The organism is Nocardia sp. NBC_00508, from assembly GCF_036346875.1.
GTDB lineage: Bacteria > Actinomycetota > Actinomycetes > Mycobacteriales > Mycobacteriaceae > Nocardia.
This window is the reverse complement of sequence record NZ_CP107852.1, coordinates 7,386,026-7,401,617: the sequence shown is the minus strand read 5'-3', so window position 1 is coordinate 7,401,617 and position 15,592 is coordinate 7,386,026. Positions and strand designations below refer to the sequence as shown.

The window sequence follows — 15,592 nt, the reverse complement described above, 5'->3', positions numbered from 1 at the left end:
CGCTCGGCAATTCGCACACGGATCTGCGGCGTCAGCGGACACGGATCAGGAGTCAACGGTTGACCCGGAAGACCGGGACCGGAGTTTCGACGCGTAGACCGCCGCTTGGGTACGCCGTTCCAGACCGAGCTTGGACAGCAGCCGGGAGACGTAGTTCTTGACCGTTTTCTCCGCCAGGAACATGCGCTGCGCGATCTGCCGGTTGGTCAGTCCCTCACCGAGGAGGTCGAGCAGTTTGCGCTCCTGTTCGGTGAGGCCGGCCAAGGGGCCGTCCTGCTGGGTGTTCGCGCGCAGCCGTTGCATCAGGGCGGCGGCCGCGCGGTTGTCGAGCAGGGAGCGCCCGGCGCCGACTTCCTTGATGGCCTTGGCCAGCTCCATGCCTTTGATGTCCTTGACGACGTAGCCGCTGGCCCCCGCGAGGATGGCGTCGAGCATGGCCTGTTCGTCGGTGAACGAGGTGAGGATCAGGCACCGCAGATCGTCGAGTCTCGACAGCAGATCGCGGCAGAGTTCGATGCCGTTGCCGTCGGGCAGGCGCACATCGAGGACGGCGACGTCCGGCCGCAGTGCGGGGATCCGGGCAAGGGCCTGCGCGACGTCGCCCGCCTCTCCCACGACGGACAGTTCCGGGTCCGCCGAGAGCAAGTCGACCAGCCCGCGGCGGACTATTTCGTGATCATCGACCAGAAACACCGTGATCATGGTGGTGTCCAATCCGGGAAGAAGTGGTGGGGTCGAGAGTACGCACCGGAGCGGTCCGCTGGGTAAGGACCAAGGTCCCCTTTCCGGGCAACCGCTCGTCACATCGGAGGCCGGCGGTCCACCGCCCGGGACCGGGCCGAGCGCCGGCACCGAAGACCAGCGGCCGGGGAGCGCGGTCGAGGCACAGTCGGCCCGTTCGCGTGGTCCGATCGTGGCCGGAGGGCCCGGCATTCGGTGACCTTCGACTGCTATCTACGCCGCCGGATCGCGCAATGCTGAAGGAGGAACCAAGCCGGTATAGCCAGCTGGAAGGTGCCTATCGTGGCTGAGTTCAAGGGGCATGCGATGCCGTGCGCACAGCCCGACAGCGACACTCTTCGCTCCGTGCTGGCTTCGGCGATGCGGGCGCCGTCGGTGCACAACACCCAGCCGTGGTTGTGGCGGGTCGGTGACACCATTGCGCACCTCTATGCCGACGAAAGCCGATGGCTTCCGCACACGGACCCGGATGGTCGCGATCTGCTCCTGAGTTGTGGGGCGGCGCTGCATCATCTGCGGGTAGCGGCGCGCGGGTCCGGATGGGAGACGGTGATCCATCGGCTGCCGGATCCCGCCGAGCCGCGGCATCTGGCTGTCGTCGAGTTCCAGGCCGCCACCACCACTGCCGAAGCGGTTCGGATGGCGGCTGCCATCAACCGGCGGCACACCGATCGCCGGCGTTACGCCCCCCGAGCGGTGCCGGGCGCATACGTCGAGACTGTCGCCGCCGCAGGCGCCACGAACGGAGTCCAGGCTCGCGGCATCGATGCCGAACCCGCTCGGACACAGTTGCTGCGGGCATTCGAGCAGGCGGCCTGGGAACATACCCGCGACTTCTCCTACGGTGCCGAACTCGCGCAGTGGAGCGATAGGCACGGCGTCCCCGAGCGACGGGCAGTACTGCTCGCCACCGATCCGACCGTGCGGCCATTCTCGAATCCGGGGCTGCCGCAGGCGGTAATCGGCGACGCCGACGCCGCCGACCGGCTGATCCTGCTCAGCACGCCCGCCGACGATCGTTTGTCGCGATTGCTGGCAGGTGAGGCCGCCAGCGCGGTGCTGCTGATCGCCACGACGCTCGGCCTGGCGACCTGCCCTTTGACGGAGCCGCTGGAGTTGGCCGGCACCAGAAACCGGATCCGCACGAATGTTCTCGGCGACAACGGTTACCCGCACATCGTCGTCCGGATCGGCTGGGCGGACGAGGGCGCGGGCCAGGTACCGGCCTCTCCGCGCCGCCCACTCGATGAAGTGCTGCATCCGCTGGACCCATAGGTCACCGACGCGGGTGCTCGAAAGAGGTGATCCAGGTGCCGCTGTATCCGTCGCCCGTAGTTCGTCTATGGCGGTCGCAGCCATGGAGCGCCAATCCGTTGATGCGCGCCTCGGACCGGTGGGAGGCGCTGGTGCGGCTGCTGGCCGCGGTGGTGGTGCTGATTGCCGTTCCGCTCGCGGGCGCGGCCGGGACGACGAGTTACGCGGCCGCGGCCGAGCGCATCCGTGCCGACAACACGGGGAAGGTCGCGGTGACAGCCACCGTCACGGGCGAACCGGTGCGCAGGGTGACGACGGGCCGGTTCGAGGGCATCGACAAGCAGCGGGAAGCGACCGTGCACTGGACGCGCGGCGGCCGAGAACACAGCGCGACCGTGGAGGTCGCCGGTAGGACCGAACTCGGCAGCCGCGTCACGGTATGGCTCGGCCCGGACGACAAGGTGACCGCGCCGCCGCGGCCGTCCGCCCATGCGGCGTGGTCCGGCATACTGACCGGCCTGGTCACGCTGGCCGGGATATGTTGTGGCGCAGTAGCTCTGATGCTGACTACGAGCTGGCTGCTGGGGCGGATCCATAGCGCGGCTTGGGAGTCCGAGTGGCGGCGTATGAGCAGGCCGATCGGCAAGGACACATAGTGACGCATCCGGAGCGTGCACAATGACAGAACTGCGGCCCCTCGATTCGGGCTTCATGGAACTAGAGGACGCCGACCGTCATCTCAGTCTCGGGATCGGCGCGGTGGCGATCATTGCCGGATCGCCGCCGAGTAGGGACGAGCTCACCGGTGTGCTCGCCGGCGGCGTGAAACAGAACGTACGTCTCGGTCAGAAGGTGCGCCGTGCCCCGCTCGACCTGGCCACACCGGTATGGGAGAACGACCCGAATTTCGATCTCGCACACCACATCAGATGGACCGCGCTGCCCGCACCCGGCGACGAGTCGGCGCTGTGCGAACTCGTCGCGACCGAACTGGAGGAGCGGCTCGACCGCGATCATCCGCTCTGGCAGTGCGTCGTCGTGGAACATCTCGCCGGGGACCGCTGGGCGCTGATCGTCAAAGCGCATCACAGCCTGGTCGACGGCGTGTCCGGGATCTCCGTCTTCGAGAATCTGTGCGATCCGGTGGCGGCGGGGACGGAGAAGGTGGCGCCCGAGTCACGGGTCTGCGCCGCCATGGAGTGGCTGAATTACGCTCGCCAGGGAATGCGGCTGCCGGTAGTCGTGCCCCGATACCTGATCGGCATGGTCCGCAGTCTGGTCCCATTGGCTGTCGCAGCGGTTTCGCCGACCGCGGAGTGCTCGCTCAACGGCCCCATCGGACGGCAGCGCCGGTACGTCGTCGCACGGGCCGCGCTGTCGGATGTCCACGCGATCGGCACGGCGTTCGGCGCCACCGTCAACGATGTCGTCCTGACCGCCATCGCCGCCGCGTACCGTGACCTTTTGCGCAGTAGGAACGAGCGGCCGACCCGGGACAAGTTGCGCATTCTCGTTCCGGTGTCGATGCGGCCCACGGAGGCGAAATACACGCTCGACAACCGGGTCTCAGCGATGCTGCCGTTCCTACCGATCGATGTGGCCGATCCGGTCGAGCGTCTGGAGATGATTCACGGGCGGATGTCGAAGCACAAGTCGAGAGGCGAGGCGCGGGCGCAGAGTTCGATACTCGCCCTGGCGGGCCGGGTGCCCTTCGCGGCCGTCGCGTGGGGTATCCGGCTGATGGCGCGATTTCCCCAGCGCAGCGTCGGTGCGCTCGCGACCAACGTGCCCGGCCCGCGCCGCGAACTGACCATCCGCGGGCGGAAGGTCCTGGAGTTGCTACCGGCCGTGCCGATCGCCATGCGGTTGCGCACCGCGATCGCGATCCTCAGTTACGCGGACCACCTGACGTTCGGCATCACCGGTGACTACGACACCGCACCTGATATCGCCGTGATCGCCGACGGGATCGGGCGTGAGATCCAGCGGCTGCGGGAGCACGCCGAGTTACGGCGGCTGCCCCGGCCGGGGATGGCCGGGGAGTGAACAGGGACGACGGGCCCTCCTGGATCAGCGTGTCGATGCGGTGGAGCCGGTCAGCCCTTCGGCGAGCAGAATCCGGTGGGCCTGCTGAGCCGCGGATACCCGCGCGGCGTTATGCGTTTCGCCGCCGAGCGGTTCCTCGAGGCCGCGAACGAGGGCTGCCACCGCGTCGGACAGCGCCCGCAGCCGGTTGTCGAATTCGTCGATGCGAGACGGCTGCGGTCGGGCGACCGCCGCCGATGCCGACAACGTGCTGGCGAGGTCCGATCCCCGCAGGATGGACCGCAGATTCTCCGGCAGCAGCGCGAACACGTGGTCTAGCTGTCCGGGGGAGAACAGGTCGGTGAGCGAATCGGTGACCGCGCCGGCGAGCGCCACTGCCTCGTCGCGCGAAACGCCTGCCTCGGCGGCGAACTGGGCGAGGAACGACGGCACATCGTGCCGGACGGGGACGTGCGCGGGAACCCAGCCTTCGTAGAAGATCCCGCGCAGCAGTTCGGGCAGCTGGGCGCTCAGGTGCGCGGCCGCACTGACGCCGATGCGGTCACGCACCGAATGCAGCCAGGCGCGCAGAGCGCGGTGCGCGAAAGGACGGTCCTCGGTACCGAGCCCGTCGGCAACGGCGCGCAGCCACTCGTGAGCGGTGTGGACCGCAGGGGCGAGGGGGTCACGGTGATAACTCATGGGTTCGCCTTTCACGGATGGGTCGAGGAGCGAATGCGCGGCGTCCGATCGGATCGCGCAGCACCCCGCGCCCGACGCTGAACAAGCAGACGTCGCGGCCCGGTGAACTCGTCGCGGTGGGCGCGCACGTAGTCGACGGCGGCGGGTAGGAGAGCCATGTCGTGTACCGCACTACCCAGCCCCGGAGTGTCGAAACGGGGCGGTCGGGAGCGTGCTGGATCTCCATATCCACGAGCCTGCTCGCGTGCGCCGGGTCGGGTGAGAGGCCTCGTGCCCGTGCCGGTGGGACCATCGTCACCGCTGGTCACGCCCGGCGATTCCACTGCAGACAGGCTGCGCCGCCACGCGCGCGAGCCCCAGTGAACCGGACGACGTTCGCCCCTACCGGTGATCCGCCCGCGCCGCCCCGCGCAGAAGTAGACCGTTCGGCCTCGCGGAGAGCCGGAGGCCGGGTTCGGCGCGGAGCCCGATCACGCCGGTGCCGGTTCACGGAGGCTCTCCAGCGCGGCGGCGAGTAGCCGGCGCGCGTCTTCGGCGACCGGCCGCAGCGCCGGCTGGGTGCCGCGCACCAGCAACTCGGGATCCGTGGCCTCGACCAGCGTGCCGGTGTCGACCGAGCGCACCACCACACTGCACGACAGCAGTAGTCCGGCCTGGCGATCGGCCGTCAGCGCGCGATAGGTCAGCCCCGGATCACAGACACCGAGGAGCAGGTAGTTCTCGATGTGTTCGCCGAGCGCCTCGTGCAGTGTGGCCTGCACATCGACCTCGGCGATCACACTGAGCCCCTGCTGCCGCAACGCCTCCCGGGTTCGTCGGACAGCCACGTCGAACGGCGCGTCGAGATGTATCGAGATGGCCGGCGCGGGGGCCACCGGCAAGCGGATCTCCGTGAGCAGCCGCCGTGGATCGGTCACCTCGTCGGGACCGATCAGGTACGCCTCGGTCGGCGGTCCGGTCGGCCGATAGCCGGAGTTGTGCAGCCATTCCCGCAGCGCCACATAGGCGGCGCCGAGATCGCGGTAGCTGCCGCGGTGGCAGGTGCGGGCGACGAGCGTTCCGGGCACCACCACCACTTCCGCGCCGGAACTCGGGCCCAGCTTCGGCGCTGGTTCCACCGGTACGCCGAAATCCACCGGGATCGCCTCGTCGACGGGCAGCTCGTGGTGGAACGTGATCGTCGGCGCACCACTGGCGGTCAATCCGGCGCGTTGCGCGATCTGGGTCAGTTCCCGCATTCCCTCGACGATGTCCTCGCCGAGCAAAGTCGGGTTCGGACGGATCTCCCGTGGTACCCGCAGCACCGTTTCGGGTGCCGACTCCACCAGAGCCACCCGGTACTCCATCGAGGCCTCCTCGGTTCATCTGCGATGAGCGTGCGCCGCGCGGGTCGCCACTGCACAGGGGCGAAGGTCCCGCGACAGGGGGCACTACCGCCGTCAGGGCGACCGGTGTCGTGTCGAATCCCGGTGCCACCGACCGGCACAAGGGAAGAAGATCCCGCCCCGCCGGGACCAATTGCCCTGACGGCCGCGACGCGCCGAGTCGCACGATGTTCCGATGGAGTTGACTGCGGTGCGTATCGACAAACCGGACGATCTCAACGTGATCATCGGGCAGTCCCACTTCATCAAGACGGTGGAAGACCTCCATGAGGCACTGGTCGGGATCGGTCCGCAGCTGCGCTTCGGGCTGGCGTTCTGCGAGGCATCCGGGCCGCGGCTGGTCCGTCGCTCCGGCAACGACGATGACCTGGTCGAGCTCGCCACGAAGAACGCGGTCGCGGTCGGCGCGGGACACTCGTTCATCGTGTTCCTGCGCGAGGGATACCCGGTCAATGTGCTCAACGCGGTGCAACACGTTCCGGAGGTCTGCGGCGTTTTCTGTGCCACAGCGAATACTGTCGAGGTGCTGATCGCGGAGACGGAGCTGGGCAGGGGCATAGTCGGCGTGATAGACGGGGCCGCGCCGCTTGGCGTGGAAAGCGCGGACGACGAGGAAGACCGCAGGCAGCTACTCCGCCGGATCGGCTACAAGCTGTAGCCGAAAAGGATGCCGCGATGACCGAGCCCGCGATCTGCATCACCGGTCTCACGAAGTCGTTCGGTACCGTGCGGGCGCTCGACGGTCTGGACCTGTCCGTGCGCACCGGTGAGATACACGGATTTCTGGGGCCGAACGGCTCGGGCAAGACAACGACGATCCGGATCCTGCTCGGACTGCTGCGCGCCGACTCCGGGACGGTGCGCATGCTCGGTGGCGATCCCTGGTCCGACGCGGTCGCCCTGCACGCCCGGTTGGCCTACGTGCCCGGTGAGGTCCTGCTCTGGCCCGGGATCACCGGTGGCGAGGTGATCGACGTGATGGGGCGACTGCGCGGGGATACCAATCGGCGGCGCCGCGCCGAGCTGCTGGAGAGATTCGATCTGGACCCGCACCAGAAGGCGCGCGCCTATTCGAAGGGCAACCGGCAGAAGGTCGCGCTCGTCGCGGCATTGTCCTCGGACGCGGAACTGCTGCTGCTCGACGAGCCGACCGTCGGCCTCGACCCGCTGAAGGAGGCCGAATTCCAGCGCTGTATCACCGAATCGAAGAGCGAGGGCCGGACCGTGCTGCTGTCCAGCCATGTTCTCGCCGAGGTGGAGGCGCTGTGCGACCGGGTGAGCATCATCCGGCGCGGACGCACCGTGGAAAGCGGCACGCTGTCCGAGCTGCGGCATCTGACGCGCACCACGATCACCGTCGAAACCATCCGGCCGGCAACGGATCTGGACGCGGTGACGGGCGTGCACGACCTGGTCCGCGACGGCACGCACACCAGATTCGACGTCGACACCGCCCACCTCGACCCGGTGCTGCGCATACTGGCCGATCTCGGCGTACGCAGTCTCACCAGCGCACCGCCGAGCCTGGAGGACATCTTCCTGCGCCACTACGGCGCCCCGGTCCCGGCAGCCGAGGAGAAGCGGTGAGCGTCGCGTCGATGCTGCGCCAGAACACCCCCGGAGCAGGCACCCTGCTGCGGTTCGCGCTGCGGCGCGAGCGATTCACGATGCCGTGCTGGGTGGTCGGCATCGCCGCGCTGCTGGCGTTCCAATCCCTTGGCAGTCAGCGCTTCTACGACACACCGCAGAAACTCGCGCAGATCCGCGAGACGATGAGCGCCAACGCGGCCGCCATCGCCATGGGCGGGCCGACCCAGCTGCTGCACACCATCGGCGGCGAGATCGTGTTCGAGATCTTCGCCTATCTGGCGGTCGTGGTCGCGTTGATGAACATGTTCCTGGTCGGGCGGCATACGCGCTCGGACGAGGAAACCGGGCGGGCCGAACTGTTCCGTTCAGCCCGAGTAGGACGCCGGGCCCCCGCCGTCGCGGCGCTGGCGCTGGCCGGGCTCGCCGATGTCGCCGTCGTGCTGGTGGTCTTCGCCGCCGCGGTCGGCACCGGGCTTCCGGCAGGCGGTTCGCTGCTGCTCGGACTCGTCACCGGCGGTGTCGGCGTCACCTTCGGCGCTCTCACCGCGGTCGCGGCGCAGATCTTCGAGAACCCGCGCAGCGTCTACGGAGCAGTCGGATTGGCTCTCGCGGCCGCCTACGTGGCACGCGCGATCGGCGATGTCCGAGGCGGTGCCGCTTCCTGGACATCGCCGATCGGGTGGGGGCAGCGCAGCTACCCGTTCGCAGGCGACCGCTGGTGGACTCTGCTGCTGTTCGCCGCCGCGACCCTCGCGCTCACCGCCGTCGCGTTCGCCCTGCTCGAACGGCGTGACTTCGGCGCGGGACTGCTCTCGTACGGGACCGGTCGCGCGACCGCGTCGTGGGCGCTGAGTTCACCGCTGGGCCTGGCCTGGCGGCTGCAGCGCGGCTCGGTGTGTGGTTGGGCGATCGGTGTTTTCGCGCTTGGCGCGGCATATGGCTCGTTCGCCGACAGCATCGAGGACTTTCTTGCCGACAATCCGGAGATCGCCGCCTACCTGCCCGGCGGTGTGGCCGACGCGGTGGATTCGTATCTGGCACTGACGGTCTCGATCGTCGCGCTACTTGCCTCCGCGTTCGGAGTCAGCAGCGTGCTACGCGCCCGCGGCGAGGAGACCGCGGGCCGAGCCGAACCGGTGCTCGGTTCACCCGTCAGCCGGTATTCCTGGCTGGCGAGCCACCTGGCGGTCGCTCTGGGCGGCAGTGCGTTCATGCTGGCTGTCGGGGGTTTCGGCATCGGGCTGGCGTACGGGTTGACGATCGCGGATGCTGTTCAGCCGCTCCGGATGACCGGCGTGGCGTTCGGGTACGCGCCCGCGGTCTGGCTGGTGGTCGCCGTCGCGGCGCTCGGATTCGGCTGGTTGCCCAAGGCGGCCGTCCCGCTGGCTTGGGCGGCGTTCGCCTACTGTGCCGTCGCCGTGCTGTTCGCGACGGCCTTCGATCTGCCCGACTGGTTCGACGATGCGTCTCCGTTCACGCATACTCCGCGGGTGCCACTCGAAACCCTCACCGCCGCACCGATTCTCGTGATCACCATGGCAGTAGTGGCCGCACTGGCGATCGGCATCGCCGGATTCCGCCGCCGTGATGCCGGGTACTGACCCGCGGTCTCGATGGCGGCGCGGAGTCAGCTCTCGGATTCGGGCATGTCGAGGATCTCGGTGAGTGGTCGGCGCGGTGTCGCCGGACCTTCCTGCGCGGGCTCGGGCTCGAGTCCCACCCGGATCAGGACCTGTGGCAGGTGGGAGCGGCCGGTCAATTCCTGGACGACGGCGCGACTGCCCGGCATCTCGGTGAGATGGGTCAGCGGACATGTCGCGAACCCCGCGAGGGTGCACTCGAGCAGCACGGTGGACAGCACCTCACCGCAGCGCAGCAGGTCGTCCGGCGCGTCGCTGTCGGTGGACAGGACGAGGATCACCGAATGGTCCGCGGTGATCTCGCTGCGCCGCTGTGTTCCAGTGGCCGCCGGAAACTTACGTCCCACGCTCACGCGCTGCCGTTCCTCCGGGGAGATCAGGGCTTCCCCCGGGACACCGGCATCGGCGACCGTGTGCCCCGTCCACCACTGCAATTCGGCGTGGTATCCGGAGTCGTAGCGACGCAGGGCCGCGGTCATCTCCGAGGCGCGGGCCAAGGTGGGCCGGCTGTCGTCCCGCAACACGTCCAGGGTGGCATCCTCCGGGTCGAAGGTGGTCCGCAGGACCGATTCGAAATCGGACCACCCGGTCGGCGCCGCGAACGGCAGCCGGTCGGTGTGCCGCCGGAGAATGGCGTCCGCGCGGGCTCGGTCGCCATCGGTCACGATCTGGGCCGGTCGGAAGGCGATGGTGGCCAGGTGCTCGCGACGGTTCGGGTCGGGGAAGCGGGCGACGAGGATCCGCCAGCCGGTCGCGGCCATGGCTGCGCGCAGGTGGTTCAGGGCGATACCGCAGCTGATCAGCATCTGCCTGCCGAATGTATCCGTCGCCGGCAGCATGCGTTCGGGCTCAGCGAAAAGGCGCAGCGCGTCGCCGTCGAATGTCCAGTGCCAGGGCTGGCTGTTGTGTAGCGACGGCGCCCTGGCAGCGAGCAGGACGGCCTTCTCGATGGTTGCACCGGTCGGTAGCTGTTTCATATCGCTGACGGTAGGTCTCGGACAGCCGGTGCCGGAGGAGTCGTTGGTCCCGGATCTCGCCGCGGTGGTCCCGCCTGTCCGGCTGCGGTAGCGGACCTTTGCCCCTGGACGGGACGAATCGACTCGTTCAGGCTGGACGAGTGGAGAACGGTGCACCGGCGGCGCCGCGGATCGATTCGCGCCACCACGACGCGGTGATCTTCGACATGGACGGGGTGGTGACCGACAGCGCGTCGATTCACGCCGCGGCCTGGGCGGAACTGTTCGACGACTTCCTGACCCGGCGTGCGGCGGGCGCCGGACAGGACCGGTCCCCGTTCACCGAATCCGACTACCTGCGCTTCGTGGACGGCAAACCACGATATCGGGGCGTGGAGGACTTTCTTGCCGCGCGCGGCATCACCCTGCCCTGGGGCAACGCCGCCGGAATCCGCACCGGCGTGTTCTCCGCCAGCCGCCACTGCGTCGAGGTGCTCACGGCCGCCCGGATCACCGACCTGTTCACCGTGCGGGTGGACGGCGTCGATGCCGAGGAGCTGGGTCTGCCCGGAAAACCCGACCCGGCAATGCTGTTCGAGGCCGCACGCAGGCTGGACGCCGAACCCGACCGTACGGTGGTCGTGGAGGACGCCGAGGCGGGCGTGGCGGCCGGCCGACGCGGCGGCTTCGCGCTGGTCATCGGCGTCGACCGGCATGCGAACGCCGACCGTTTGCTGACATCGGGCGCCGACGTGGTACTCGACGACCTCGTTCGGGTGCGGTTACGCGGGGGCTTCCGGCGGATGCCAGAGGTTCCGGACGTCGTCGAATGCTGTTCTCGCATCGAGGATCTGCTGAGCACGGAGAAGGCCGCGGTACTGCTCGATTTCGATGGAACTCTGGCCGATATCGTCGCCGCTGCTCGGCCATCTCGGCTACGAGCTGCCCGGCGAGATGATCCCCCGCACGATCGACTACTACCTGGCGCGCACCTCCCACGGTTCGACACTGAGCGCGCTGGTGCATTCCTGGGTGCTGGCCCGCGCCAACCGCGATCGCGCCGTGGAATTCTTCGATCTCGTGCTCGAGTCCGACGTCGCCGACATCCCAGGGCGGCACCACCGCGGAGGGGATTCACCTCGCCGCGATGGCAGGCAGCATCGATCTGCTGCAGCGCTGCTTCACCGGGCTGGAGATCCGCCGCGATCGGCTGATCTTCTGCCCCTACCGGCCGGAATCGCTCGGTTCCCTGTCGTTCCCGATGGTCTACCGCGGCCACCGGCTCACCGTGCGCGTCAGCGGCGACGGCGTCGAGGTCAGTTCGGATCCCGGCGCGTCGCCGCCGATCGAGATCACCTGCCGGGACCAGGCCGCTCGACTGGCGCCCGGGGATACGGTCAGGTTGCCGCTGAACCCGGCAGCCCGACCGGTGACGGCGAGCGAGTGATCAGCTCACCGACCTGACGATGATCACCGGCTTGTTCGCCCCGTGCAGCACCGCCTGGCTGACCGAACCGAGGGTCATCCCGGCGAAACCGCCACGCCCGTGGCTGCCGACGACGATCAACTGCGCATGCTCGCCCTCCTCGAGCAATCGCTTGGCGGGGCGGTTTTCGACGACGATGCGCCGCACCGGCACCTCCGGATACTTCTCGCCGTACCCGGCCAGGCTCTGGGCGAGCAGTGCCTCGGCCTCTTCCTGCATTTCGCTGCGCGAGGCATAGCGGAAGAACTCCGACCAAGTGTGCACCGCGACCAACTCCGCACCGCGGTGCGCGGCCTCGTCGAAGGCGATCTCGATGGCGTGGGCGCTGCGCCCCGACCCGTCGACGCCGACCACCACAGCCCCGTCGGAGGGGTCTGCGGTCTCCGGGATCACCGCGACGGGGCATGCGGCGTGCCGGGCCAGCGCCGTGCTGACCGAGCCGAGGACGGTGCGGCTGAAGGCGCCGAGCCCGTGGGTGCCGACGACGAGTAGACGCGCGGAGCCGGATCGGTCGCGCAGGACCGGGATCGGCGGTGCCTCGACCAGATCGGTACTGATGTCGAGTTCCCCGGTGGGGGAGGTTGTCGAGACGGCGGTTTTGCGCGCGAGGTCGAGCGCTGTCCGTCCCTCCTGCAGGTAGCTGTCGTAGTCGAGATACGGAACACTGATTCCGGGGCCGAAGTCCCTCGGCGCGCCGATCGTGTACACGATGTGCAGCGGCGCGCGACGGTTGGCCGCATAGATGGCGGCCCAGCGCACGGCGGCAAGCGCGGGCGACGAGCCGTCGACGCCGACGAGGACGGGGGGATTGTTGCTGGCGCGCACGGCCTGCTCCTCTGCGCGGTGTGCTGCGGAACTGGAGGATTACGACGCTACGGGCGGTGGGAAGCGGACGGACAGAGCCCACCGACACCTACCGTGGGACCTTCGCCCCAAAACTGATGATCACCATTGCCGGGCGGAGTCCGATTTCGGCCGCATCCTCGGCGGTCGGTAGGCGATGCTGGAACGGTGCTGGCACGTTTGCTCCCAGGGATCCGGCAATTCGAGGGTTACCAGCGGGCATGGCTGCGGTCCGACCTGCTCGCGGGTATCACCGTGGCCGCGTACCTCGTCCCGCAGGTCATGGCCTACGCGACCGTCGCGGGACTGCCGCCCGTGGCGGGGCTGTGGGCGGCATTGGGGCCGCTGGCGGTCTACACCCTGCTGGCGACCTCGCGTCAGCTCTCGGTAGGTCCGGAGTCGACCACCGCGCTGCTCACCGCCGTCGCGCTGGCTCCGCTCGCGCTGGGCGACCCCGCTCGGTACGCCGCACTGGCGGCGGTGCTCGCACTGCTGGTCGGCGTTCTGTGTCTGGCCGGTGCGGCCGCCCGGTTGGGCGTGCTGGCGGATCTGCTGTCGAAACCGGTTCTGGTCGGGTACCTGGCGGGCACCGCCGGGATCATGATCGTCGGCCAGCTCGAGTCGGTGACCGGGGTGCCGGTCGAGGGCGAATCCATTCTCGCGGAACTGCGTTCCTTCCTCGAGAACCTGGACCAATGGCACGGGGCCACCGTCTGGCTCGCGGCGGCGGTGCTGACGGGTCTCTTGGTGCTGGCTCGGCGTGCTCCGCGGGCGCCGGGGCCACTGATCGCGGTGTTGCTGGCGACCGCGGTGGTGGCGGTCTTCGCTTTGGACCGTTTCGGCATCCGCACGGTCGGCGCGATCCCCGCCGGGATTCCGGCGCCCGGCCTGAACTCGGTCGCCATGAACGACGTCGCGGCGCTGATCCTCCCCGCGGTCGGCATCGCGGTAGTGGCCTTCTCCGACAACGTCTTGACCGCCCGTGCGTTCGCGGCCCGCCACGGATACCGCGTGGAAGCGAACACCGAACTCGCCGCCCTCGGCGCGGCCAACCTCGGGGCCGGGCTGCTGCACGGATTCCCCGTGAGCTGTTCCGCCAGCAGAACCACGATCGCCGACGCCATGGGCGCTCGCACCCAGCTGTACTCACTGGTCACGCTCGGCGGTGTGCTCGCGGTACTGTTCGGAGCCCGCGGCATCCTCGCGGCCTTCCCGACCGCGGCGCTGGGAGCGCTGGTCATCTACGCGGCGCTGCGGCTGATCAACCTGCCGGAGTTCCGTCGTATCGCCCGATTCCGGCGTAGCGAGCTGGTGCTGGCGCTCGGCACGGTCGTCGCGGTACTCGGCCTCGGTGTGCTCTACGGCGTGCTGATCGCGATCGCGCTGTCGATCTTCGATCTGCTGCGCCGGATCGCCCGCGCCCACGACGCGATACTCGGCTTCGTCCCAGGGCTGGCCGGAATGCACGACGTCGACGACTATCCCGACGCGAAACCTGTTCCCGGACTGGTGATCTACCGCTACGACGCCCCGCTGTGCTTCGCCAACGCCGAGGACTTCCGGCGCAGGGCGCTGGCAGCGGTGGATGCTCGGTCCGGACGCGGAGGTCTTCCGGTGCGCTGGTTCGTGCTCAACGCGGAGGCGAACGTGGAAGTCGACCTGACCGCGCTGGACGCGGTCGAACAACTCCGGGCCGAACTGGCCGAGCGGGGGATCGTCTTCGCGATGGCGCGCGTCAAACAGGATCTGCGCGTCGACTTGGACGCCTCGGGGTTGACATCGAGGATCGGCGAATCGCACATGTACCCGACGCTGCCGACCGTGGTCGCTGCCTACCGCGCGGACCGGAATGCGGGGTCCGACGGCCCGTCCACCGAATGACCTTCGTCTCTGCCGGTCGCACGCAGGACGCGCGATGCTCGAAGTCGTGGCAGCAGAGAGGACACGCCTATGGCCGCCACCGAAAGCGCCTCGCACTCAACAGCGGTCGACTATCCCATCCTGGCGGCCGTGGACGGCTCGCCCAGCTCGTTTCAGGCGGTAGCGTGGGCTGCCGTCGAAGCAGCCCTGCATCACCGCGCCATGCACATCGTCACCTCGATGGCGATCCGGACCGGTTTCGGGCCGGGCATCTCGCTGGGCGAGGCCGACCTGGAGTGGTTGCGCAGCGACGGCGAACGCATCCTCACCGAGGCCACGCGCGTTGCACGGACGGCCGCGCCCGGCGAGGAACCTGCCATCACCACCGAGCTGACCTTCGAACTGATCATTCCTCTGCTCATCGAGCGGTCGGCGCGAGCGCGGATGTTGGTGGTCGGCAGCCGCGGGCGCGGCGCTTTCCAGCGGGGACTGCTCGGTTCGGTGAGTACCGCGACAACTCACCACGCGCACTGTCCGGTCGCGGTGATCCACGGTGCCTCGGCGATCGATGCCGTGTCGGCTCGGCAACCGGTGCTCGTGGGAGTCGACGGAACCAGCAACAGTGCGCCCGCCGTCGAGCTCGCGTTCGAGGAGGCGTCTCGGCGGAATGTCGACGTGGTCGCCTTGCACGCCTGGAGCGACAGCAGCGGGCTGGACGTACCGGTCCGCGGATGGGACGGCGCTCGGGAATCCGCCGAGGCGGTCCTGGCCGAGAGTCTCGCGGGCTGGGCCGAGCGCTACCCGGACCTCGCCGTGCGGCGCATCGTCACCGTGGACCGCCCGGCGCGATCCCTGCTCGATCAGTCGGCGAACGCCCAGCTCGTGGTGGTCGGCACGCACGGTCGAGGCGGATTCGTCAGCATGGTGCTCGGGTCGACGAGCAATGCGCTGCTGCACTCGGTAGAGGTGCCCCTGCTCGTCGTTCGTTCGCGATGACCTTGATAAAACACATCTCCCAGATCGAAGGGCCGGCTTATCCGCCGCGGGCGACGTAACCCCTCGCGCGATGCAGCTCATCGCCGAACTATTGTCCGGAGAATTCGCGGCGGA

General features: G+C 68.9%; 13 protein-coding genes and 2 pseudogenes. 10 read left to right on the top strand and 5 right to left on the bottom strand.

The genetic code is table 11. From position 1 onward, the window contains the following. Positions 1–45 precede the first annotated feature (45 nt). Positions 46–702 carry a response regulator transcription factor gene (locus OHA40_RS33235; RefSeq protein ID WP_330230751.1) on the bottom strand — a complete coding sequence of 219 codons (657 nt, stop codon included), beginning with the start codon at positions 700–702 and terminating at the stop codon, positions 46–48. A 321-nt stretch (positions 703–1,023) separates the two neighbouring features. Between OHA40_RS33235 and OHA40_RS33230 the strand changes: the two genes are divergently transcribed. From OHA40_RS33230 to OHA40_RS33220, 3 genes are read left to right on the top strand one after another with little or no spacing between them, the layout of a single operon-like run. Further along, positions 1,024–2,016, top strand: a complete 993-nt coding sequence (locus tag OHA40_RS33230) for an Acg family FMN-binding oxidoreductase (RefSeq protein ID WP_330230750.1) — start codon at positions 1,024–1,026, stop codon at positions 2,014–2,016. A 26-nt stretch (positions 2,017–2,042) separates the two neighbouring features. Next, entirely contained in the window at positions 2,043–2,651 is a 609-nt protein-coding gene (locus tag OHA40_RS33225; RefSeq protein ID WP_442943870.1) for an Rv1733c family protein, read from the top strand. 22 nt (positions 2,652–2,673) lie between these two features. Further along, positions 2,674–4,041, top strand: a complete 1,368-nt coding sequence (locus OHA40_RS33220; RefSeq protein WP_330230748.1) for a wax ester/triacylglycerol synthase family O-acyltransferase — start codon at positions 2,674–2,676, stop codon at positions 4,039–4,041. A gap of 24 nt (positions 4,042–4,065) precedes the next feature. Here OHA40_RS33220 and OHA40_RS33215 read toward each other — a convergent pair whose 3' ends face one another. Further along, a complete protein-coding gene (locus OHA40_RS33215) occupies positions 4,066–4,722 on the bottom strand; it encodes a DUF2267 domain-containing protein (protein WP_330230747.1) in 657 nt (218 codons plus the stop codon). Positions 4,723–5,192: 470 nt separating this feature from the next. Continuing rightward, positions 5,193–6,068 carry a DUF302 domain-containing protein gene (locus OHA40_RS33210; protein ID WP_330230746.1) on the bottom strand — a complete coding sequence of 292 codons (876 nt, stop codon included), beginning with the start codon at positions 6,066–6,068 and terminating at the stop codon, positions 5,193–5,195. A 214-nt stretch (positions 6,069–6,282) separates the two neighbouring features. On the opposite strand from OHA40_RS33210, the gene OHA40_RS33205 reads away from it, so the two are divergent. From OHA40_RS33205 to OHA40_RS33195, 3 genes are read left to right on the top strand one after another with little or no spacing between them, the layout of a single operon-like run. Beyond that, positions 6,283–6,765 carry an adenosine-specific kinase gene (locus OHA40_RS33205; protein WP_330230745.1) on the top strand — a complete coding sequence of 161 codons (483 nt, stop codon included), beginning with the start codon at positions 6,283–6,285 and terminating at the stop codon, positions 6,763–6,765. Between the two features lie 17 nt (positions 6,766–6,782). Then, a complete protein-coding gene (locus OHA40_RS33200; RefSeq protein ID WP_330230744.1) occupies positions 6,783–7,694 on the top strand; it encodes an ABC transporter ATP-binding protein in 912 nt (303 codons plus the stop codon). Continuing rightward, the gene (locus tag OHA40_RS33195) at positions 7,691–9,298 is read left to right on the top strand and encodes an ABC transporter permease (protein ID WP_330230743.1); all 1,608 of its coding nucleotides are present in this window, start codon (positions 7,691–7,693) and stop codon (positions 9,296–9,298) included. Before OHA40_RS33200 ends, OHA40_RS33195 begins: the two co-directional genes overlap by 4 nt. Before the next feature lie 26 nt (positions 9,299–9,324). Here OHA40_RS33195 and OHA40_RS33190 read toward each other — a convergent pair whose 3' ends face one another. Beyond that, positions 9,325–10,314, bottom strand: a complete 990-nt coding sequence (locus OHA40_RS33190) for an Acg family FMN-binding oxidoreductase (RefSeq protein ID WP_330230742.1) — start codon at positions 10,312–10,314, stop codon at positions 9,325–9,327. Positions 10,315–10,520: 206 nt separating this feature from the next. Here OHA40_RS33190 and OHA40_RS33185 point away from each other — a divergent pair. Both OHA40_RS33185 and OHA40_RS33180 read left to right on the top strand, forming a co-directional pair. Beyond that, a pseudogene (locus tag OHA40_RS33185) lies at positions 10,521–11,051 on the top strand (HAD family hydrolase); the annotation flags it as partial. A 160-nt stretch (positions 11,052–11,211) separates the two neighbouring features. Next, a pseudogene (locus tag OHA40_RS33180) lies at positions 11,212–11,740 on the top strand (glycosyl hydrolase family 65 protein); the annotation flags it as partial. Here the strand turns inward: OHA40_RS33180 and OHA40_RS33175 are convergent. Next, positions 11,741–12,604 carry a universal stress protein gene (locus tag OHA40_RS33175; RefSeq protein ID WP_330230741.1) on the bottom strand — a complete coding sequence of 288 codons (864 nt, stop codon included), beginning with the start codon at positions 12,602–12,604 and terminating at the stop codon, positions 11,741–11,743. 186 nt (positions 12,605–12,790) lie between these two features. Between OHA40_RS33175 and OHA40_RS33170 the strand changes: the two genes are divergently transcribed. After that, positions 12,791–14,503, top strand: coding sequence for a SulP family inorganic anion transporter (locus tag OHA40_RS33170; protein ID WP_330230740.1), 1,713 nt, complete (start codon positions 12,791–12,793; stop codon positions 14,501–14,503). Between the two features lie 69 nt (positions 14,504–14,572). Next, the gene (locus OHA40_RS33165) at positions 14,573–15,478 is read left to right on the top strand and encodes a universal stress protein (RefSeq protein ID WP_330230739.1); all 906 of its coding nucleotides are present in this window, start codon (positions 14,573–14,575) and stop codon (positions 15,476–15,478) included. Positions 15,479–15,592: the final 114 nt, after the last annotated feature.

Excerpts from the sequence above, each read along its gene's own strand:
- OHA40_RS33210 (WP_330230746.1), bottom strand. The coding sequence starts at position 6,068 with ATGGAGTACCGGGTGGCTCTGGTGGAGTCGGCACCCGAAACGGTGCTG.
- OHA40_RS33235 (WP_330230751.1), bottom strand. The coding sequence starts at position 702 with ATGATCACGGTGTTTCTGGTCGATGATCACGAAATAGTCCGCCGCGGG.
- OHA40_RS33220 (WP_330230748.1), top strand. The coding sequence starts at position 2,674 with ATGACAGAACTGCGGCCCCTCGATTCGGGCTTCATGGAACTAGAGGAC.
- OHA40_RS33190 (WP_330230742.1), bottom strand. The coding sequence starts at position 10,314 with ATGAAACAGCTACCGACCGGTGCAACCATCGAGAAGGCCGTCCTGCTC.
- OHA40_RS33200 (WP_330230744.1), top strand. The coding sequence starts at position 6,783 with ATGACCGAGCCCGCGATCTGCATCACCGGTCTCACGAAGTCGTTCGGT.
- OHA40_RS33205 (WP_330230745.1), top strand. The coding sequence starts at position 6,283 with ATGGAGTTGACTGCGGTGCGTATCGACAAACCGGACGATCTCAACGTG.
- OHA40_RS33215 (WP_330230747.1), bottom strand. The coding sequence starts at position 4,722 with ATGAGTTATCACCGTGACCCCCTCGCCCCTGCGGTCCACACCGCTCAC.
- OHA40_RS33165 (WP_330230739.1), top strand. The coding sequence starts at position 14,573 with ATGGCCGCCACCGAAAGCGCCTCGCACTCAACAGCGGTCGACTATCCC.